At 38.0% G+C, this 21160-nt stretch carries 15 protein-coding genes; 3 read left to right on the top strand and 12 right to left on the bottom strand.

What is annotated here, in order from left to right; all coding sequences use genetic code 11:
* On the top strand, positions 1–154 hold a 154-nt coding region (locus BMX83_RS06430), incomplete at its 5' end, for a transposase (protein WP_177170526.1).
* A gap of 842 nt (positions 155–996) precedes the next feature.
* Here BMX83_RS06430 and BMX83_RS06425 read toward each other — a convergent pair.
* The 3 genes from BMX83_RS06425 to BMX83_RS06415 all read right to left on the bottom strand — a co-directional run bounded on the left by BMX83_RS06425 (position 997) and on the right by BMX83_RS06415 (position 2398).
* Entirely contained in the window at positions 997–1266 is a 270-nt protein-coding gene (locus BMX83_RS06425; protein WP_091634924.1) for a barstar family protein, read from the bottom strand.
* Complete coding sequence (locus tag BMX83_RS06420; RefSeq protein WP_091634922.1) at positions 1267–1758, bottom strand: ribonuclease domain-containing protein; 492 nt, start codon at positions 1756–1758, stop codon at positions 1267–1269. It abuts the gene before it with no gap.
* Positions 1759–2008: 250 nt separating this feature from the next.
* Complete coding sequence (locus BMX83_RS06415) at positions 2009–2398, bottom strand: RidA family protein (RefSeq protein WP_091634919.1); 390 nt, start codon at positions 2396–2398, stop codon at positions 2009–2011.
* A 419-nt stretch (positions 2399–2817) separates the two neighbouring features.
* Between BMX83_RS06415 and BMX83_RS06410 the strand changes: the two genes are divergently transcribed.
* The gene (locus BMX83_RS06410; protein WP_091634916.1) at positions 2818–4008 is read left to right on the top strand and encodes a DUF8173 domain-containing protein; all 1191 of its coding nucleotides are present in this window, start codon (positions 2818–2820) and stop codon (positions 4006–4008) included.
* Positions 4009–4318: 310 nt separating this feature from the next.
* On the opposite strand, the gene BMX83_RS06405 is transcribed toward BMX83_RS06410, so the two are convergent.
* Positions 4319–4927 carry a class A sortase gene (locus BMX83_RS06405; protein ID WP_091634914.1) on the bottom strand — a complete coding sequence of 203 codons (609 nt, stop codon included), beginning with the start codon at positions 4925–4927 and terminating at the stop codon, positions 4319–4321.
* 50 nt (positions 4928–4977) lie between these two features.
* Positions 4978–11964: a SpaA isopeptide-forming pilin-related protein gene (locus BMX83_RS06400; protein WP_091634911.1), complete on the bottom strand. Its 6987-nt coding sequence runs from the start codon at positions 11962–11964 to the stop codon at positions 4978–4980.
* A 186-nt stretch (positions 11965–12150) separates the two neighbouring features.
* On the opposite strand from BMX83_RS06400, the gene BMX83_RS06395 reads away from it, so the two are divergent.
* On the top strand, positions 12151–13701 hold the full coding sequence (locus BMX83_RS06395; RefSeq protein WP_091634909.1) for an AcpB/EbpR/MafR family transcriptional regulator: 1551 nt from the start codon (positions 12151–12153) through the stop codon (positions 13699–13701).
* 404 nt (positions 13702–14105) lie between these two features.
* On the opposite strand, the gene BMX83_RS06390 is transcribed toward BMX83_RS06395, so the two are convergent.
* The 7 genes from BMX83_RS06390 to BMX83_RS06360 form a co-directional block, all read right to left on the bottom strand.
* Positions 14106–15317: a phosphopentomutase gene (locus tag BMX83_RS06390; protein WP_091634906.1), complete on the bottom strand. Its 1212-nt coding sequence runs from the start codon at positions 15315–15317 to the stop codon at positions 14106–14108.
* Position 15318: 1 nt separating this feature from the next.
* Positions 15319–16479, bottom strand: coding sequence for a YhfX family PLP-dependent enzyme (locus BMX83_RS06385; RefSeq protein ID WP_091634903.1), 1161 nt, complete (start codon positions 16477–16479; stop codon positions 15319–15321).
* 16 nt (positions 16480–16495) lie between these two features.
* Positions 16496–16846, bottom strand: coding sequence for a hypothetical protein (locus BMX83_RS06380; protein ID WP_091634901.1), 351 nt, complete (start codon positions 16844–16846; stop codon positions 16496–16498).
* 16 nt (positions 16847–16862) lie between these two features.
* Positions 16863–17786 (bottom strand): GntR family transcriptional regulator YhfZ, encoded by a 924-nt coding sequence (gene yhfZ, locus BMX83_RS06375; protein ID WP_091634898.1) that lies wholly within the window; start codon positions 17784–17786, stop codon positions 16863–16865.
* Positions 17779–18900, bottom strand: coding sequence for an aminotransferase class V-fold PLP-dependent enzyme (locus BMX83_RS06370; protein WP_091634895.1), 1122 nt, complete (start codon positions 18898–18900; stop codon positions 17779–17781). The genes yhfZ and BMX83_RS06370 overlap by 8 nt, the downstream gene beginning before the upstream one ends.
* Before the next feature lie 12 nt (positions 18901–18912).
* Positions 18913–19785, bottom strand: coding sequence for a phosphotriesterase family protein (locus BMX83_RS06365; RefSeq protein ID WP_091634892.1), 873 nt, complete (start codon positions 19783–19785; stop codon positions 18913–18915).
* Between the two features lie 66 nt (positions 19786–19851).
* Entirely contained in the window at positions 19852–21153 is a 1302-nt protein-coding gene (locus tag BMX83_RS06360) for a YhfT family protein (protein ID WP_091634889.1), read from the bottom strand.
* Positions 21154–21160 lie beyond the last annotated feature (7 nt).

Genomic DNA, 21160 nt, shown 5'->3' with positions numbered 1-21160 from the left:
AGAGATCAGACGGCGAGAAAAAGTTGTCTCAATCTTTCCTAATATCTCTTCTGCCGTTCGATTAATCGGGGCAGTGTTATTAGATAACCACGAAAAATGGCAAAAAAATAATAATAAATTTTTAAAGGAATATACGAGTCCCATAATAAACTAATGACGAAAGTCATGAGAAGGAAAATGGCACTTGATATTAAAGTGTAAATCGGTTTTTGATTTACACTTTAATATCAAGTAATGCCAGGTGGAGCCTGGCACAATAGAATACGTATTGATAAAAGTAACTACTGTACACTTTTACACAAGATTTAGGACTTGACCGAGAAATCAGTGCCTACGTCGTTTTCGTAAATCCCGACTTTTTCGTTTACAACTTTCCGGAACAAAGTGCCGTCATTTTCAAAGGTCAATTGGTAAACCATTTCAATTCTGTCTCAGAAACCATCAAAGCTGATGAAGCAAATACTAAAAGAATAGCAGAAAAATTGATATCTTTGCACGACGACTCATACCGCCCAATTAATTTACCGGAAAACTATTCTATTGATCAGCTTAAAAAGGGAATCATCTGCTCAAAATGTGGATCATTCCAGTATGAAACTACGAGACAAACACGAATATGCACAGTCTGCTTTTCAAAAGAAAACATTTCAGCAGCTATTCATCGAAGTATTGAGGAATTTCGCCTACTTTTTCCTACAAGTCGCCTGGATAAAAATATTATTTCCTTGTGGTGTGAGAATGACTTGTCAAAATCACGCATCCAGGCGGTACTAAGAAAGAATTACTGCCTTAAAAGTTGTAGTCGTGGCACCTATTATGTGTAATAGCGTGATTGCTTGAGTAGTTCTCGTTAATATTGACTCAACTACTTAAGCTAATTGGTTATCTTAAGCAGTTACAATTTGGTAAAAGCAAAGTACTGAAGATATCCAGTTATCTTTAGTACTTTTCGTCTTTTTCCTATTCACTTCTTAAATAAAACCAATACTTTCCTTTTTATAAGACATTAAACTGAATGTTTTCATTTATCTTATCTATATCCTGAAACGTTTGGATGAGTTGCTGGCCGTATTCTCCCAGAAACGCGTGCATTAAAGGTTCGTTGGTGAGAATGATGCAAATCTCTTTATCATAAACACTTAAAACGTCATACAAAGCATCGAGGTTTTGTCCAAAGTAACCGTGTAGATCAAGCTGTTCTTGAATATAGTGGTGGGTAGATTCCGCGTCCCGCATAAATTGGCCATCCAGTCTCACTATTTGCATTTATTCGTCCTCCCCAAAAAGCTGCTGGAAACTATCGTAATGGTCATCCGTATAATAAATTAGTCCGTCATTAGAGTAAACTAGTCGCTCAGCACCACGATAGCCACCATCATAATTGACATCGGCTTCGAAATAATCACGGCCATCTTCTTCTGGTAAAAGTCCTTCACGGTTGCCAAAATAATCCCCACCAATAAGCATTTCTTCGGTCACTTCCCACAGATTCCCTTCACTCGCTTTCCACCCCAGTTCACGCGCTTCATCTTTTGTTAAATAGTTGTTGGGCAGTTCGTCATATGTATGCAAATACAGAGCCACGTCTTCCGGTGTACTGTAGTAGCCGTCTTCTTCAATCGTATCATTTCTAATTTCATCTGTCGTTTTCGAGAGATTTTCTTCAACGATTTCGTCCAGGGCGGGTTCGATCGCCTCACAAGCAGCTAATGGGAGTGTTGATAGTATCGTAAATAACAGTAGCAGTCGTTTATCCATGCGTTCCTCCTTGAAAATTGATTTTTTTTTTTAAGAATATCACTAAAAAATAATTATATTTTTCTGTTTAAAGCGGTTTTCTAATTCTCTTAAGTAGTTTAGGGTTCAAAAACTCTCACTCATGAAGAAAAAGCATTATCTTAAGAAGTTCCGCTCAATTTAGAGAAAACTCCTTAAGTAAAACCGTTATCTCAAGAAGTTGCTCTAGTAAAACCACGAACTTTTTAAGAAAAGCTCAAAAAACTATTCACTACTTGTTCAATGACCGTTTGGCGATGCATTCGATCTCAACATCCGCTCCAAGCGGCAATTCCAAAACAGCGACACACGTTCTTGCCGGGAAAGGCTCATTAAACATTTTTGTATAAACAGCGTTCATTTCGTCAAAGTGCTTCATCCCAGTGAGATAAACATTTACTTTTACGACGTCCTCTAAAGTATTGCCGGCTTCATCCATCACATCTTTTAAATGAGCAAAACACATTTCAGTCTGGGTCGCGATATCGTACGTCTCTCCAGAATACCCCACTGCATTGTGCGCAGTCTGTCCTGAGAAAAATAAATAATCCGACGCATCCACTGCATGTGAATAAGGACCGGATGATGTGGTTTTTTTACCTGTATAAATTTTTCTTGTCAAAATAATCTCCTCCTTCAAGTTATTAAGGTTCTGTGCTGAAGTCATTTATATATTACCATAACTATTCACTATAACAACTTATCAAAATATTTTTTAAGAGTTTTCCACTTCAACTTACCGGTATAAACATAAAACAACATATTCCTTCCTTTACAATAGTATCCTTATTGCTTTGTATGTAATAACCACTAAGCTTTTTAAGTAAATGTCATACCAATTATATAATATCAAAAAACATGATGAAATTTACTAAATGACAGTAACTTCAGATATCTTTCATTTGAAATTGATAGAATTGTTTTGCTAACGATTCGTACCTTATCAGTGGTAAGCTATTGATAAGATATTCAGGTATTAAGAAGTGGAATAACTTTAATTTAATTGGTCGAAAAACCAGGTCAATCCAGGAGGTTTTGACAATGATTACAAAGAACAAAAGTAAATCTAATCATCTCTCAGTCATCATATTTTTCATTATCTCTTTTATTTCGTTAGCCGGAACGGTCTCAGCTACAACCCTTGCGAATAACAATCAGACAAGCGACACCCTGGAACAAGGACAAACGATTGACGGGCCAGGTTTCTTCTATGGAGAAGCCATTCAAATTGACGGCAATGTCGATGGGACAACGTTTGTTTTCGGCGAACAAGTCCAAGTCAATGGAGACATTAATGGTTCACTTTTCATTGTGGGTGAATCGGTTCAAATAAGGGGTGAAGTCAATGGAAATATCTATGGCGTGGGCGAAACCATCCGCATGGACGGGACAAATAACAGTGATGTATTTATGACTGGTAAAACAGTCAGGGTCGAGCAAAATTCAGTAATCGGTCGAGACTTGTTCATTGCCGGTATGGATGTGATTCAAAGTGGATCAGTCCCCCGCCATCTTTTTGGAGCCGGTGAATCTGTTATTTTGAACAGCAGTGTCGGAGGAGACGCTACTATATATGGTGAAGAAGTTACTTTAAATGATTCAGCTTCTATAGAAGGAAACTTTACCTACAACAGCCCTAACGAAGCAGACATTTCACAAAATGCGAGAATCGCCGGTCAGACTTACTATACAAAGACAGAACCTACTGACAGTACAATGTTTTCATTTAGCCAAACAGAAAGATGGATGTTCAGAATACTCTTTGCTTTATTTAGTCTGATTTCCGCTCTAATAGTGTGGTTGTTCATCCGACTTTTACGCCCACAATTTTGGATGAATAGTACCAAATCCATTGCTACAATCCCGCTTAAGACAATGGGATTCGGCTTGTTGGCTTTAATTGCCACACCTTTAGTGACAGTACTGCTTATGGTCACTATTATCGGTATACCAATGGGAATCATACTCTCCGCCCTATACTGGATCGCACTCTATATCGCAAAAATAATCGTTGCATTATTCATTGGTTCTCAAATAACCAAAGCCTACGAAAGAGAAAGCTTAGGCAAGGAATTCCTGCACGTAACATTAGGTCTTTTTATTCTAGAACTCTTGATGCTGATCCCTTATGTTGGATGGATCATCGCGTTAATCGTAGCTATTACAGGTCTTGGCGCCTTAGTTACGTTCAGTCGTAAACCCGTTGAGCCAAAACATGCTGAATATTATTAGGTAGGAAGGTAAAATAATATTCTAACGTTGTGGATTTTTACAGCTGTGCTGAAAAAATCTTCAGTATTGAATTGGTTTTATCCTTTATATGTACAAGTTATAGCTTAATTATCGTCTACTTCTTAAGAAAAGCTTGTTTCTTAAAAAGTTCAACCATTTTCGGTCATCTACTCCTTAAGTAAATAAGGTTTCTTAAGCAGTGAGCAGAATTTTAGGCTTCGCTTCTTAAGAAACCCAGATTTGAACACCTTATATAAAATTTTTCCAGACAAAAAGACTCCCACACCTCATTTGTGTGGGAGTCTTTTCACTAAACTAATGTTGCCTGAACGATGAGTCGTTCGGTTCCGTCATGATTGCATGTGACAAGAGTGAGCAACGGTTCGTCTTGGTCTTCTATGATGTCAATACGTGTGGGTTCTACTGTTTCAATGTTGGAAACACGATATTCAAACTTTTCATCACCAATCTTTAAAAAAATACTCATACCTTCTTTAGCCTTGTGAAGAGGAGAGAAAAGTGTTGCACGGTCGCGCCAATTGTGTCCGGCAATAGCATAATTACCTTCACCAGGAATCTGTTCTTTTTTCATAGTTCCTGCTCCTGCCATCAAATTTTTTTCGGACAGTCCTTTCAGTATTGGTATAGTCATATCGACTTCTGGCATTATGAGTGTTCCTATCCCCACTACATCTTCAGCATTTGGAAAGGCCAGCAATGAGCTAAAGGACAATTCTTTCACTTCATCAAAATCATAATGCGTGTCTGTATCAACTGGTTTTGATTCAGATGTTTCGGCATTTTCGACGACTGCATGGGACAGGTTATTTATGCGCCAATCGGTTAAAGGTTCGAAAAATATCAATAGCGCACCCAAAACAACTCCGATGACGCCAAAAAGTAGGGTCCTCTTCTTCATTGCTGATCATCCTTTTTAAATACTTTATAGGTCTAAATCTACTGCTTCATTCAATTCTTCTTTGTCTGTTTTCTGATTACATACAGTCCAACTGAGAGTAAAGCTATTCCCATAACCTTTGTCAATAATGCAAAGGATGAAACACTCGTTTGTGGAAGAGTGTCATTTGAGTCGGAGTCTTCGTTAGATGGATCTTCATCTTCAGGCTTTTCGTCAGGATCTTGATCGTCTGACGGTTCCTCTTCTACCACTTTCTCGTTTTCAACTTGAACAGTAATCGTCTCAGGTTTGCCTGCGTGTTCATCAGTTATGGTCAAAGCTACTGGATTGTCATTTAATACATAGCCATCTGGCGCTTGCGTTTCAACTAATGTATAGTCTCCAGGAGCAAGTCCTTCAACGAATACGCGTCCTTCTGAATCTGTTACAAGGTTTTCGTGTAAGACTTGATCGTTCGCGTCGATCAGACTAAATACTGCACCTTCAAGTGAGGTATTTAGTGTATCGGTCTTCAAGACTTCAAGTGAGCCTTGATGGTTTACCCAATCACTTAATGTCTGTACCGCCGGTTCGCCTTCAGCCTGAGCATCTACTTCAAAAGTAACCCTTTCGGTATTTAGAATGAAGCCATTCGGTGCTTTGGTTTCAGCAAGTGTATACTCACCAGGTACTAAGCCATCAACAATGACTTTTCCATTAGCGTCAGAGCGCAACTCATCTTCAACAATTGCTCCTTCACTGTCAGTTAACTCGAACACGGCGTTTTCCAATTCATTACCTTCCGCATCTGTTTTTATCCATTCGGCAGAGCCTTTATAGTTGATCAGTGTTCCCGCATCAACGACTGGCATTTCACCTTCAAAGGAGGCGTCGATCGTGAAGACGTCTGTTTCTTCTGTATTTAAAAGATACCCTTCTGGGGCTTTGACTTCTACAAATCGATAAGAACCAGGAGCCAAGTCATCTGCGTAAACGAGTCCTTCGTCGTTTGATTCAAGATTTTTTTCAATCAGATAACCTTCAGAATCTCTCAACTCAAAGATGGCACCACTTAATGGGTTCCCTTGACTGTCTGTTTTTTCAAAGACTGCCTGTCCTTTGTAGTTTACAAACTCGGCTAAGGTTACAACAGTCGGTTCACCTTTGTTTTCTCCAATGATTTCAAAGTCGATCGGTGTCGTGTTAACACTGAAACCTTCTGGCGCTTTGGTTTCCATAAATTGATAGTTCCCTGGAGCCAAACCATCAACAGTAATTTCACCATTTTCATCTGTTGTGTGTGCAGAGAGAACTGTTTCGTCTTGCAACAGTTCAAATTCTGCTCCTTCTAAAGGTTGCCCTTGTTTATCTGTTTTGTGCAATCGGACAGTTCCTTTATAGTTAACAAATTCGCCTAAACCAATCATCGCTGGTTTACCATTATTTGATTCATCTATTTCAAATGCGATTGTTTCGGTATTCAAGATATAACCATCTAACGGTTTTGTCTCTTTCAAGACATATTGTCCTGGTGACAATTGTTCTAAAACTACTCTACCATTTTCATCCGAAACAAGGTTGTCTGATACAACCTCTTCACCATTGTAAAGTGTAAAGTGGGCGTCTTCTAAAGGTTTGCCTTCTGCATCAGTTTTAATGAATTCAGCATTTCCTTGGTAGTTGGTGAATTGTCCTAATTCAATTTGTTCAGGCTTACCGTCATTTTCTTCGGAAACTGTAAATGTCAGTACTTCTTCGTTGATAATGTAACCTTCTGGTGCGTTGATTTCTTCCAAAGTATAATCGCCTGGTGAAAGAGGTCCGCTCGTAAGTGTTCCTTCAGCATCAGTTGTTAAGGTTTCAACTAATTCTCCAGTATCGTCAGTAAGCTCAAACGTCGCTTCACCTAAAGGATCGCCTGCTTGATTTACTTTTTCCAGTTGAACTCTTCCTTGATAGTTAGTAAATGTGCCTAGTTCCAATGCTTTTGGTTCACCTTTTGCCTGTTCGACAATAGTGAAAGGTACGGTTTGGGTATTAAGCATGTAGCCTTCGGGTGCCTTCGTTTCTACTAACGTATAGTCGCCAGACCCTAATTCGCTGATTGTGACTTTACCATTTTCATCTGCAACGAGTTTTTCCTGAACGACTTCTCCCTCTGCATTCGTCAGTTCAAATTCTGCACCAGCTAGTGGTTCTTCATTCACATCTGTTTTTATCAACTCAGCTGTACCCTTGTAGTTGATTAGTTCACCAGCATCGATAGCTTCGACTTTTCCGCTTTGTACCGGATCGATCGTGAACGAGAAATCTCCTTCAGTATTTAAAATGTAGCCTTCAGGTGCTTTGGTTTCCACAAAAGTGTATGAGCCAGGAGCTAAACCATCCACATTTATTTCACCGTTTTTGTCTGACACAAGGTTTCCTTCTATCAGAAGCCCTTCTGCATCTCTCAGTTCAAAGCCTGCATCTTCCAAAGCATTTCCGGATGCGTCTATCTTGTTTAACGCTGCTTTCCCTTTGTAGTTGATGAATTCATCCAAGACAATCAGTTCCGGTTCGCCCGCTTCTTTTGCTGCGACCTCGAAAGTGATTGGATCTGAATTCAAAATAAAGCCGTCAGGTGAAGACACTTCCTTAAATGTATAGTTTCCTGGTGCTAGACCAGTCACGGTCAGTTGACCCTTTTTATTTGTGGTTTCTTCAGCGATCACTGTTTCTCCTTGACGTAATTCAAACGTTGCGCCTTCAAGAAGATTTTTCTGCTCATCCATTTTAATTAATCTTACGGCTCCCTGATAGTTGACCCATGTGTCCAGTTGAATCGTTTCAGGTTTGCCGGCTTGTTCGTCTTCAACAACAAACCGTTGAACCGTAGTATCTAAAATATAGCCTTCAGCCGCTTTTGTTTCATGCACCGTATACTCACCAGGTGCTAAGTCAGCCGCGGATACTTTCCCGTTCTTATTTGTTTCAAGTGTTCTGATTGTTTCATTATCTTGATTTTTTATTTCAAAAACTGCACCAGAAAGTGGTTTACCGTCAACGTCTATTTTCTCAAATGTGACACTTCCCTTATAGTTCACAATTTTCATGTTCGGAATTTTTTGAGTGCCGTCATCATTTATTTTAACGGTAAACGGAACGAGCTCTGTATTTAATATATATCCTTCTGGAGCACGCTCTTCTTTCAAGAAATAACTACCCGGATCCAGGTCTTCGATAACAAGCTGTCCCTTTTCAGCAGTAACTGAGTCTCTTAAAACGTTTTTGTTTTCGTCCAATATTGAGAAAACAACATCGGATTGAATCGGTCCGTCAACGGATACTTTCGTTACCTTCACTTGTGTAAGGCGATTAGCTGCTTCAAAGACAACGACACCTTGATCTTTTTCGTGATCAAGTGTGATTTCTTTTCCTTCTGCCAGTTCGGGACTGACTACATATCTCTCAGGAGCTTTCGCTTCTTTAAGCAAATAGGTTCCTCGTCTCAGGCCACCAAATTGAACATTGCCATCTTGGTTCGTCTCACCACTTCTAAGAAGCTGTTCGCCGTTCTTAGTGAATAACTGGAATTTTGCACCAGCTAAATCTTTACCATTCGTATCGACTTTTCTGATTTCAAGGTTTCCTCTAACACTTGTACCATCGCCACCACCAGCATTGGATTTAAAGACATTGACTTCATCTTCTGTCAACTCCTTATATTCAGTGGTCGTCCCTTCAGCTGTAAAGGCGTTATTAATAGCTTCTCCTTTAGAAACAAGAGGGTCGACGTAAGAACTATACGTTAAAATGTAAGCTTGATCGATCTCTTCAGGGAATGAAAGCTCGAAGGATTGTTTCCCATTTTCCTGATCAGTTTTAATGTTTAGGTTATAGTCTTCGCCTTCAGTTAATACGTTATCTGTTTTAGAAAGCTGTCCTTTTTTATTGACATTCGCTTCATAAAGAACGAATGTATCTTTCAGCAAACGGGAATTCAAGTCAGGTGTATCCGTCAACTTAAAATTCGAAATGACCGATCGGTTAGGGTTCAAACTGATTTCCCAATCAATACGTTCAGAGAATTCGCCTGTTTGTACACCATTCTTGTCAGCAAACACGCCACCGAAAGGAATTTTCACGCCTGCATCTAAATCGATCGTTTCATTGTTATTGACAACTTTTGCTTTATTTTTGACCCGTGCATCCCTAACCCAGCCATCGCTGAATTCTGTAGAAAAGCGTACACCTACTGCCTGTTTCTTATCCATCATTGCATCGGACAATTTCAGAGAAAACGCTGAGTTCTCCCCTTCAGTAAATGTCAGTGTATAAAGTGATGCATCAAGGGTTTCTTCATTGATGATGTCTCCTTTAGCATTGACTTCGTAGCTAAAGACATCAAAGGAATCGCTTAGCCATTCTTGATGTTCAGGCAAAACATCACTTATCTCAAAGTCGTCTTTTATCGGTAGGCGTGCGTAGTTTGCGTAAACGGACCACGTAATTTTCTTCGTCACTGCATTATATTGTCCGTTTTTCACACCGTTTACAGAAGTCAGTCCTGTGTCTCCACTCGAAATTTCACCGGAATCACTTGTATAGTCTTTACCGCCTTCAGTCCAGTCGATCGTTGCCTGATTTCTATACGAGGCCGAACCGTCTGTATTACGTTCAAAGTGAGTCGAATAATTTAGAGTCAGCGGACGTTCGATAGATTCTGTAAAAGTGATGACAAATTGGCCCGGTTTGTTTGTTTCTGGAGCCGTATAGTCTATCGTATAACCTGTATATTCTGTTCCATCTTCTTCTAGAAGTTTAAGTGTGTAATTAGAATAGTTGCTGTCCTCTTCCATTAAGGTCAGTCCGTCGTTTTTAAAGACATCTGTCAATACGAGGTTTTCCATCAGATAACTATTTTGATTGATTTTCATCTGCCAGTCAATCTGCTTGTTACCAACATCTGTGTTGACATGTTTTTTGATTATACCCTGCTGGCCCCACTTACCACTGCTGCCATCAGAGTGTTCGGTTCCCGTATTGACTTTATTGGAGACACTACCATCACTTTCAATCACACTGTTTCCTTTATCTCCAACTAAATTCGTCGTGTAGCGGACTTGATAGGCTTGTCTATCAATTGCCTCATTAAATTGCAGCTCGAATCCAGAATCATCCGCATTGACAGTTAAGTCATAAAGGGATGGATCGATTGGATTTGTTGCAACGGTTGAATTTCCATTCTCATCGATCGTTACAGGATAAACATTTAGTGAATTCTCGTCAAGAGCCATCTGTCCTTTAGGCGTCCATGTATCTTTTAACTGGGCACTCCCTTGGTCGATTCGTTTTTCATTGTAATTGTAGTTGATCGTCCAGTCAAAGGACTGCTCTTTCCGATCATATTCTGGAGAAAGCTTTTCGATTGCCTTTCCATAACCACTCGATACCGTTGACCGTGCATCATAAGTAGAGCCATTACTCGATAGGACAGCTTTATTTTGAAATCTCTGGCTGCCATCGAAGCCTGCGTCTGGTTCAACGATTTCAGTCGCATAGTCAAGCCTGTAAGCTTGGTTTAATTGGTCCTCAGTCAAACCGTCTAAATCAACGACAAGTTTACCATTATTTGTTGAAACCGAATAAAGTTCTGGAGCTAATGTTTCTTTCTCGATTCGGTCACCTTGTGGCGTCATTTTCAAGGTTGTTATGACAAGACTGCCTTCTTTATATCTCATGTTTGTTGGAATAACATCCGAAATATTTGGGTCAACCATTTTTTTGAGTGACGTATTGATATCTACCGTCCAATACGCTTCGCTCGAATTAAATCCTTCATTATTAATGGTTCCTTTTTTATCGATCAATCCACTGCCTTTTGGTGTGACAGGGAAGTTTACTGTCGTTTCAGGATCGACATCAAACTTTACCTCTTGCTCGATTTCGTCGCTCAATGCCTCTTCATCAAGGGACACTTCAAACCAGAACGACCCATTTACTTCATCACCATCAACGGCTTCATTGAATAAAAAGGTCACTTGACCAGAAGCGTTGACTGTCCAGGTTCCAACTTCGCCCAAATTACCTGATGTTCCAGATACCGGTTTAAACGTATCAGGAAGCTGGAAGCTGTATGTGTCACCTTCTGTCACCGTATGGCCTTGCGTCAGGAACCAGTCAAGTGAAAGTCTGCCAATGGGTGAAGCATCTAAATGATAAGGATTATCTGCACTGAATTCTGTCCCATTGCCGTCTGTAAACGATACAGAGCTGAATTTCAGTTGGTCACCAACCTCGGCCAGTGTAGAAACAGGTTCTTTTTTATCAGCTTCTACAGCATCTGAGTTTTCAGTATTATTAGCTTTTTTAGAATCAGCAGGTTCATCCGTCGCTTTTTCTTTGTCTGATTGAATGTCTGCATCTTTTTCAGTATTTTCGGTCGCCTTTTTTTCAGTTTTCTCTATTTCTGTTGTGCCTTCAGAAGTTATCTCATCAGATTCAGAATTATTTGACGTTCCTTTTTCTGAAGCTTCTTTATCTGTTTGTTCTGCTTGTTCTGTACTTTCTTCAACATCTTTACCTGCTTCTTCTTCTGAAGTTTGAGTGACGTTTACATCTAAACGCCACGTGTCACTTTTTGAAGAAAAGGTGAGTGTCTGTTTTTCAGCTTCTGTGGTATTTAATTTCGCTGAAAATCGTAGCGTTCCAGATTGAGTTGTTTCAGATTTTTGAGTCTTCAGCGTCAACTGTTTTTCAGTCAGTATGTATACGCCTGCCTCATCTCCAAGATCATTTCTCAAGTTTTGAGTCCCTGGATGCGCGGTCAATGTTTCAGGGAAATAAAGTGTTCGTTCGCTTTCTCCTGCTTGAGTCGTTTCCCATTCTAATTCCAGGGTTACTTGTGAAGCATTATCCACAGTATCCATGGCTTCCCCATTCTCATCGACCAGTCTAACTGTCTTGAAGTTGATATCCTCATCTGCTGAAAATTCTTCTGCAATAACAGAAACCGGCATCATCAACTGTTGGATAAACAGTATCATTACTAGGACTATCTGTAATCCTTTTTTCATAAAAGACTCCTCCTATATTTTTTGTTCAAATGACATCATAATTCATTTTATCAGAATATTTGACTCCGAAATCATCATAAATTACACTATATATTGCAAAAAGTGACCAGTATTGTCAAAAAATTTAACTAAAAAAATAAATGTGATAAAATTAAATATATAATGTCGCGAAAGGATGAGTAGTGTATGTGGGAGCTTATTCCGGTAAAAGAACGTAAACTTTATACGCTTTTAGAGAAATTATACTTTGCAGAAAATCCTCTTACTTTAAAAGATTTGTCTCATGAAATAGATTCCTCCAGACGAACGATAAGTTATTATATGGAAGAATTGAAAACGCGAGTTGCTGATACCGGAGGATTTTTAGAAACTTCAGCAGAGGGATATATTCTTGTTCTTTCTAAAAATATCAGTATCGATACCTTCCAACATCAGGCGATGCAAGCTTCACCTTCTCTCCAGTTGATCGAAACGCTGTTTTTAAAAAATGAAATGTCCGGGATCGATCTCGAAAATGATTTACATATCAGCACATCCACCCTTGGTCGCATGATCACAAAATTGAAAGATAAGTTGTCCGATTACGAACTGACGCTTGGTATCCATCCTTACCAAATAATCGGTGATGAATTCCTTGTCAGACGTTTTTTCACTTCTTATTTTCTGGAAACGTACGGGTATCAGGCCTGGCCTCTTCCCTACATTGATTACTCTGAAATTGAAAAGCTTGTCGACTCGCTCTTTCAAATCGATTCCATCCGTTTTGAAACCGTTAATGTGCATAAATTCATCTTGTTCACTGCTGTAAGCATTATAAGGGAGCGCTTTGGACACAATATTTACTTTTCTAAATTAGCGGATGAACATCATCAGGCTGATGAATTCAACCACATGCGTTCTCAAGTCAATGCTTGGCTCAGTCACGTTGATATAGATGAAAACAAAAAAGAGCTTTATGAAAAAATTTACACCTTTTATATGTTTTATTATTTCAGTCCCTACACGAAAGAAACGATCTCTCAATCTAATCCAAGATATACCGAAAAAATTGAAAAACGTTTAAGTCAACTCGCCCAGTCTTTTGACTTACCTTTAACTGATTTTAATCATATTGCCACTAAAATAGATGATATGCTCTACCAGAATTCAACATTGTCTTATGCAAAACCATTAGATACGTACTTAATTTTTAAACCGTCAGATTATAATATGTTGCGTCTTTATTCTCGTAAATACCCTCATTTTTATGATGCGTTGACACGACTTTTGTATGAACTTTATGATCTATACGATATCGACCCCGATAAAATAAATGATGAAGAGCTGCTTTATCTTATTATCTCCAGATGGGATAACCTTAGTTTTCATCTATATCAAAAATATAACAGCTGTCATATTCTCGTGTACAGTCCTAATAGTTATCGGCATGCTGAAAATATCGCGCGCCTCCTTCAAACGAAATTGGAGAGAGGGTGTCAAATCACAGTCTATGGCGAACCCATTTTGAACAAGCAAAGATTGAACAATTATACCTTTGATATCTTAGCTACGGCTGGATCTGTTCATCTAGATATCGAACAACCGATTATAGCTTTGCATAATGGGATGAATAGGCGTCATTTACAACAATTATTCAAAGCCATCGATGATGCTTTCAAGAATAATTGTCAAAAAACACATGATGCCTCTGTGATAATAAGTGAATGGACTTCAAAAATGGATAGCTTCCACTCCTAGATAATGACAATGAACATTTTTATTAATGTTATGATTGGTATCTTAAGAAGTTTGACGTTTTTTGACGAGAACTTCTTAAGCTATCGTATTTACTTTAGAAGTAGAATAATTTTGTTTTAGAAGTAGTCAAGATAACCTATTATCTTCATGAGTTTCTAAGAAAAAGGATAAAACTTCTTTAGATAAAACTGGCTTATAAAAAAAATGCTCCTATTCGAGAAATCCTACTGGATATTCACTCAATATAAAGAAAGATCTTCAAACCACATTATGGTCAGAAGATCTTTCTTTATATGTTCGTTTATTTAAATCATTTAATTTATCCAAGGAAATTTGGGTTTTTTATTTTATCTTATACACTTTTATTTTACACAGAATTTCTTCTTTATATATTAATTTAGAAATTAAGATAATTTACCTAAAAAAGATTCTCCATTAGCGGGTTTCTCTACCTCAAAGTATTCGCTGACTGTTGCTGCCACATCTGACATGGTGCTACGATTTCCAACATGCTTGTTCTTCATACCCTTAGAATAAATCAGCAGAGGCACGCGTTCTCGGGTGTGCTGACTATGCCCAATAGTTGGATCGTTTCCATGATCAGCCATAACGATTAATATGTCATCAGTCGTTAGTTTTTTGATCAACTGACTAATGTTTTTATCGCTAACTTCCAACCTATCAGCATATCGATCAACATCCTCAGCATGTCCAGCTAAGTCTGTCTCCTGAATGTTCAAACAAATGAATCCATGGTCGATCTCATCCACTTGGGTCATTAGCTGATTAAACAAATACTGAGAATCCACACCTGGAAAAAGACGGTTACTTTTAGTTTGTACGATATCTGCAACTTTACCTATCAAAGAGACATCGATATTATTCTTATCCAATATCGTAGGTATCTGAACCTCTGGATTTATTCCATAACCTAAATGGACAACTTGATACCCTTTATCATAAACACCTGACTCCGGCGCATCCACTCCTGCAAAAGTCTTATCAATGACTTTTCGGGCAGCTAGTAAATCATCTACCGTTACATCCTCACCACCAAAGGTAATAACACGGGACACTTTGACGACATCTCTGACAATTTTTCCTATCTCAGTCAAATCTTCAAAAGAAATAACATCTAAGCACCCCGACACGTTATAAACTTGTCCCAAGTCAGTCTCTAAGTTATCTCCTACGGTAACGCAGTCATTAACGACAAGAATTTTAGGTTCATTTTCTTGACCTACTTCTTTAACTGAATAGCCCTCTTCAATTAAGCGTGCTTTTACTTGATCAATCGATGCACTAAAAGGTTCATTTAACGGTATCGGTGGAATGGTACCCATGATTTCTTGATGTCCTAAGAATGAATCTGCCCCTTGGTGAGACAACTTAGATGTTCCCCAATTCGCAAATTGAGAAAATTTAAATTTATCTCTTTCTTCACCGATGCAATTCATTAATCCAAGTTCAACTAGTTGCGGAATGTTTATATCTTTTTTTTGTTCAATGATATGAAGTGCCGTATTGCTCCCCACATCTTGTGCTCTAACTTCAGGCACATCTTTCATTGCTCCTACGGCAAAACTATCTAATACTATAACTATAAATTTCCCCATATTAATTCCTTTCTATTTCCCTACCCTGACTAGTATAAATGCCAACTAATTCTGGTTTATTACTATTCAGTCCTTTCACTAGTGCAACCTGACTACGGGTAACAAAAATTTGAGTGCGTGCTGCCATGATAGCTGTTGCACCTACTGTCTGCTTTCCATCTATTTCAAGATAATAATCAATATTATCACTTGGAAAAGGTTTGACTTTACTTTGAGATCGTTTCCCTTCATTGTCTAATAAGACATTTTCAAGATTTCCTCGTGCATAGTATCCTCCACCAAAAACAAATGCACTATTCCTGCTATTATGAGAAACCTCACTAACGTACACATACGCTGGCTTTTCCTCCAGCTCCACTTCTGCATGCATAGGCGACGTTCCTGATAATGCATGACCAGGTTCTCCCTGAGTTCCTTCCATCTCTTCAAAAAATGGTAAAGTTTGAATTGAAGTTGCAGAAGGAACGTTCATATCTACAATATTAAACCCTTGTTTTTCCATTAAGGTTTTCGCTTTTTTTAAGGTTTCAACATTATGAGTCAACTTGAAATCTTTTAATTCTTTATCATATAATATACACGGGAATGACGTTAAGCCCTCAATTTCACAATATTCAAGTGATTTCATTCTATCTATATTTTCATCTAATTCATCCAATTGAAAGCCACCATATTGCCCCGGATATAAAGCATCATTGTCATCAATAACGCGTAACATTACTTTCTGTTTTATATTCAATTCCTCAGAAACTGAATTAATTTGTTCTAATTTTTCCATAGAATAGACGGTTATATAATCTACGCCATAGTTCATTATCCTTTTTAGGAAGTGTTTTGGTGTTTGAACAAGGTGTCCTACATTACCAATAGGTATGTTATTTTCCATCATAATTTCAGCTTCTCTAAAATCAACGACTACAGCTTTTTTTATACCTGCTTCGATAATTGTTTCAGCGATTTTTGGATTTCGTCCAATTTGTTTGGTCATGAAATACAATTCAATTCCTAAAGAATCTGCTTTTTTCACCATTTTTTCTGTATTCTCTTTTATTTTATCTAAATCTATAACATAGGTATCCGGTAAAATAATGCCTTGCTGGTGAAGTGTCACAGCAAAATCAATCAATTCCGAATTGCGTTTTTTTACCATCTCCAAGAACATGTTATCGTCTCCTCTACTACTTTTCTCGTAACAATGTAACTAAGTGAAGATGGAAGTAGCCTTCTTCATTATCTTCAAACTTTGCCGGTGCAAATGCTCTCAGTTCATCCCATATTTGTGTTGCTTGATCATATTTTTCATCTGATTGTATGTCTGATAAAATCATACCATCCACACCATCTATTTTTTCATCTGTATTCTGACGTGCTGTTGCCATGGCTAAGTGCGTAATTAACACATCTGCTTCATCATCTTCTTTGATAATATCGTTATTCTTCAAATATACTAAAGCCTCCTGTGAATAATTATATGCAGTCTGATCAATTACATTGGTGTCTTTTAATATGTCTAATTTTTCTTGAATCATTTTTGTTCTCCTTTATTTAAAATCTTGGTACCAATTCTCCAGCTTTCACCTTATTTTGAATATCATGCATTTTTTCAATAGAAATATTTTTCTTGAAAAGTGATTCGACCATTAAACGCTCACGTGAACACACAATAACTGCTTCACTTATCTTTTCATGATAGTCTTTCACAGGAATATCAACATAGTTTAAGTCAGTATATCCCTTTTCAAGTATTTCATCGTAATTCCAAACACCCGCATCGATTTCATTTTCTCTAATAGCGTGTATTAATTGGTTCGCTGGATAATTAACAAGCGTTATATTTTTATTTTCGACCAAATCTTTGGTTAAGTAATAGTGATCTAATGAATCTGCGTCAATTCCAACTTTCATACCATCTTCAATTTCATGTTTATTTTTCTCTGAAAATATTAATATATGTTTAGAAAGATAGGTATTCGCTCCAAACGCTAAGGCTATAGTTATATTCGGATTTTTCTTCATCTCTTCTTCTGCAGCGAACCGTGAAATGACCGCAAAATCATATGTCCCATTTTCTGACGCTTCAATACGTTCTTTAGCTCCACGTATAAAGGCCAAATTTAGTTTAATATTTTGGTCATTAAACATTGTATATAAGCCCGTTGCAAGACCTTCATAGAGCTTAGAATAAGGCAGAGGCATAGTACCAACTATTCTTTGCGCATTTGCAAATGTCTGTAATTTTTTATAATCAATTCCTTCAATGTATGTTCCTAAATGCCCTCGACTTTTTATTTTGATTGCTTCTTCATTTTTTAAAAAAGATAGTGCATTTTGAACGGTTCCTCGTGATAAATGATAACTTTCTTGGAATTCTTTCATTGTCGGTAGACGATCATTTATATTTAACAAATATAATTCTGAAGCTATCTTTTCAATGGCAATGCCCTTTTTCTTAAAAAACAGCTCACTCATTAGAATGCTTCGCTTTCTCAGCTTTTACATTCTGAATCGCTTCATTTAAAATGCGTTTGACCGTTTCTGGCCCCGAACGCATTGGGTTAATTCTTATCATACGCTTTTCAAGTGAAGCATCTGATTCCAAGAAAGTATGCGAAACACGGTAAAACATAGGTGTGATTTCATACTTTGATTCTGCCCCAACTGGATGTGGTGCTGCTCCCAATTGCTTAGCTGATTTAAGTACTTCTTTAGCTATTGGTTCATTGAGTTCTACAAGCAAGACTTTAGATTGTGCATTGGCAATCGTCGCTCGTTTCACACCTGAAACAGCACTATTATTGAGATCCTCACAAACACTCTGAGTTGTTTCTGCTGAGATAGCTAGTGAAACAGGAGCATAAGTTAAACCTTTCAGTACATCCATCGCTTCATGCCCTTGAACCTGTAAGCCACCAGAATAATTATCTTTTTTCAACTCAGAAATTATATCCTTTGGCCCGACGATGCAGCCTATGCCCTCTGGCCCCAATAATTTAAAGGTTGAGAAGCAAGATAAAGTCCCCCCCATTTCCACACCGATTTTAGGTATTTTCATAACAGCATAATTATCATCAGTTACGATTGGTAATTTTGGAAGTGCTTCGTTAATAAGGTCGATGACTTGCTGAGAATCATAGCTATCATCTGGTTTTTGTCTAGTAAGTTGAATAAGCGCACCATCTATATCTTCTCTTTCTAATATATCTCTCAGCTTATTTAAATCATTAAAATCTACTTTCAACACATTTATATTAAACATATCCAATGATACTTTAGTTGTTGGATAGATCGGCGCGTCATGAATAAGCAGTGTTTTTCCTGGCTTAATAGCCTTATACAATGCATATCGAATTGCCATCGTTCCAGATCCGCGAACGAGCATACAATCTTCTGCTCCAAAAAAATCAGCGATTACATGTTCAACATTTTTTGTTGTCTCAGGTTTATTTAACCCTGGAACTACACCCAGATCACCTCGAGTCAATATCTCATTTCCAGGAAATACCTTTGTCATGCAGTCAACTAATTTGAATTGTTTTAACATTGCTTCTTTAACATTTATACTTTCTAATGGAAATGTCTGCATACTATCCTCCTTTTAACTGTAAAATGCATTAGGATTATCTTTGAGCATTTTTTTTATAAATTTATCAGATATGCCATTCTCTTTCATTAATGGAACAAATGTATCAAGCAAATAAGAATAGCCTAGTCCACCTTTAGCTTTCAAATGAGAACGGCGTGTAATGTCCATGGATAAGAATACCTTGTCTTCAAAACCTTCTGCTTCGATACGTTTCAGCATGTTCACACGGGTCATATCAGGCATATAATTTTCTTTACCTACTGTATCAAATTCAACATAGACGCCCTCATTTAAAAGTTCAAGTACGTATTCTATGTTCCCTGTCAGATCTACATGTCCAATAACAACGCGACTGAGATCCATTTTTTTTGACTTAAAGAATTCAACTTGTTCTTTTCCAAATGTCCCTAGTGTCGTATGAGTTGTAATAGGTACATTCGTTTCGTCATGGGCAATCACAGCTGCTTCAAATACCTTACGTTCACGACTAGTCATCTCGTTTTTACTTGTTCCTATTTCTCCTATTAGAGAAGCTTTTACATCAGTCCCGTCAAGACCTACCTTTATGTCATTAATCATCATATCAGCAAGCTCTCTGACTGACTTTGTTTCAATATATTCAGGTAAGAATTTATCCTGGTACCAACCGGTAGATTGTAAAATATTCATGCCGCTAGCTTCAGCGACGCGTTTTACATAAGCCGGATTACGCTTCATTCCTCTAACTGTCACATCAATTATGTTCCGTACACCCTTATCATGTAATGCTTTGTATTCTTCAACCGTTTCATCAAATAAATTTAACTTGGTATCTTCTGTTTTTTTCAGTGAAGATAAATCGATTGTTGTATGTTCGTGTGCATAAGTGTATCCATCTACTAGCATAGGTTTTCCCCTTTATTTTATTTCAGTTAATAGTAAAGAGGCTGGCATCCCAGCCTCTTAAATTATTTATGCAGCTGGTGCCCAAAGATTTAATAGGAAAAGAATGTTTACTATAATTCCTAATGCAATAGCTGCTACTGGACCAACAGCCATATCGACTAAAGGTTTTTTAGCTGTGCGGTTTAAGAGGTAAACTCCAATAACCCAGAAAAATCCAATACCAGGTGCGATCTGCTCACTAGCTAAAGCTCCTCCTATAAGCAATGCTACCTCCAATACGCGGTTCATTGCTGAACGAATATGTTCACCCATTTCTCTAACGCCAGGGAATCGATCCAAGCCCTTAGCAGCACCACTTAGTAATGAAATTTCAATTAGCATCACTAACGCACCTAATATAAAGGCAAAAATTGGATTACCTTGAAGTAAAATACCGACTACAAACACAAACGTTGCTCCTGCCGGGCTGTATACTCCGGTAACAATAGCTGTTGAGAATACTAAAGGAATAAATCCAATCCCTCGAGCGAACGCCGCAAGAGCCGCTTCACCAAACTGTCCACCATCCATTAAGCTTAAAGAAATAGGATCTCCTGCAATCAATGTTAGACTTGTTGCAGCAGCCACTAATCCACCTGTTAAGGAAAGTAAAATCATATTCTTTTTAATTTTCTTTACACGTTCAGCGAAAATATTCACTAAATTCTGATTATCTGTTGACTCACCTTTTACTTTAATAGCAAAGTACAACATAAATGCCATTCCGGTAAGTAATGTCATTCCTTCTGCACTAATTGTTACAGCTTGGCCACCAGGCAATGTGAAGGTTCCGAATTGTCTAACAAGAACTAAGACAAATGTGCTTAGTCCGGCCGTAAGAGCGCCTTTATTAAACCCATGCTGATAAGCTACTGCAATACCTGGGAATAATGAGAAAGCTACAACGATTGGATTTCCAACAGCTCCCAGAGCATCTAGGAAATTGACCGGTAACATTGCAAATAAATCAACAATAAATTGCAAACCTAATGTTAATCCAATCCCCCAAGCAGCTCCTAAAACCCCTGCCAAAGCTAATCCCAATTTAGTATTAGGTGTCCAGGTTCCTATAATGTCTGTCATCAAGAGCACACTATGAATAAGTAAAATACTGGCACCGATTGAAACGGGAATACCAAACCCAATAACTAAGCCAAAACTAACAGCAAAACTTGTTGCTGCAAGTTCCTGTCGACTGATTGCATGATCATCAAAATACTCGGGTAAAATGGGTCTTAAACCATCGTTAAATACAGCAATCCCTTTATTTGTTAACATTGTTGCCATTGCACCTAGCGCTCCAATAACAACTAACTGTAGTATATCCATTTTTCAT

Origin of the sequence: Alkalibacterium gilvum (genome assembly GCF_900109085.1) — a bacterium.
In the GTDB taxonomy this organism is placed as follows: Bacteria; Bacillota; Bacilli; order Lactobacillales; family Carnobacteriaceae_A; genus Alkalibacterium; species Alkalibacterium gilvum.
Note: the sequence above shows the minus strand (reverse complement) of the source record. Positions and strands in the feature narration are given on the sequence as shown.

Excerpts from the sequence above, each read along its gene's own strand:
- BMX83_RS06425 (WP_091634924.1), bottom strand. The coding sequence starts at position 1,266 with ATGCAAATAGTGAGACTGGATGGCCAATTTATGCGGGACGCGGAATCT.
- BMX83_RS06420 (WP_091634922.1), bottom strand. The coding sequence starts at position 1,758 with ATGGATAAACGACTGCTACTGTTATTTACGATACTATCAACACTCCCA.
- BMX83_RS06410 (WP_091634916.1), top strand. The coding sequence starts at position 2,818 with ATGATTACAAAGAACAAAAGTAAATCTAATCATCTCTCAGTCATCATA.
- BMX83_RS06405 (WP_091634914.1), bottom strand. The coding sequence starts at position 4,927 with ATGAAGAAGAGGACCCTACTTTTTGGCGTCATCGGAGTTGTTTTGGGT.
- BMX83_RS06400 (WP_091634911.1), bottom strand. The coding sequence starts at position 11,964 with ATGAAAAAAGGATTACAGATAGTCCTAGTAATGATACTGTTTATCCAA.
- BMX83_RS06395 (WP_091634909.1), top strand. The coding sequence starts at position 12,151 with ATGTGGGAGCTTATTCCGGTAAAAGAACGTAAACTTTATACGCTTTTA.
- BMX83_RS06390 (WP_091634906.1), bottom strand. The coding sequence starts at position 15,317 with ATGGGGAAATTTATAGTTATAGTATTAGATAGTTTTGCCGTAGGAGCA.
- BMX83_RS06385 (WP_091634903.1), bottom strand. The coding sequence starts at position 16,479 with ATGTTCTTGGAGATGGTAAAAAAACGCAATTCGGAATTGATTGATTTT.
- BMX83_RS06380 (WP_091634901.1), bottom strand. The coding sequence starts at position 16,846 with ATGATTCAAGAAAAATTAGACATATTAAAAGACACCAATGTAATTGAT.
- yhfZ (WP_091634898.1), bottom strand. The coding sequence starts at position 17,786 with ATGAGTGAGCTGTTTTTTAAGAAAAAGGGCATTGCCATTGAAAAGATA.
- BMX83_RS06370 (WP_091634895.1), bottom strand. The coding sequence starts at position 18,900 with ATGCAGACATTTCCATTAGAAAGTATAAATGTTAAAGAAGCAATGTTA.
- BMX83_RS06365 (WP_091634892.1), bottom strand. The coding sequence starts at position 19,785 with ATGCTAGTAGATGGATACACTTATGCACACGAACATACAACAATCGAT.
- BMX83_RS06360 (WP_091634889.1), bottom strand. The coding sequence starts at position 21,153 with ATGGATATACTACAGTTAGTTGTTATTGGAGCGCTAGGTGCAATGGCA.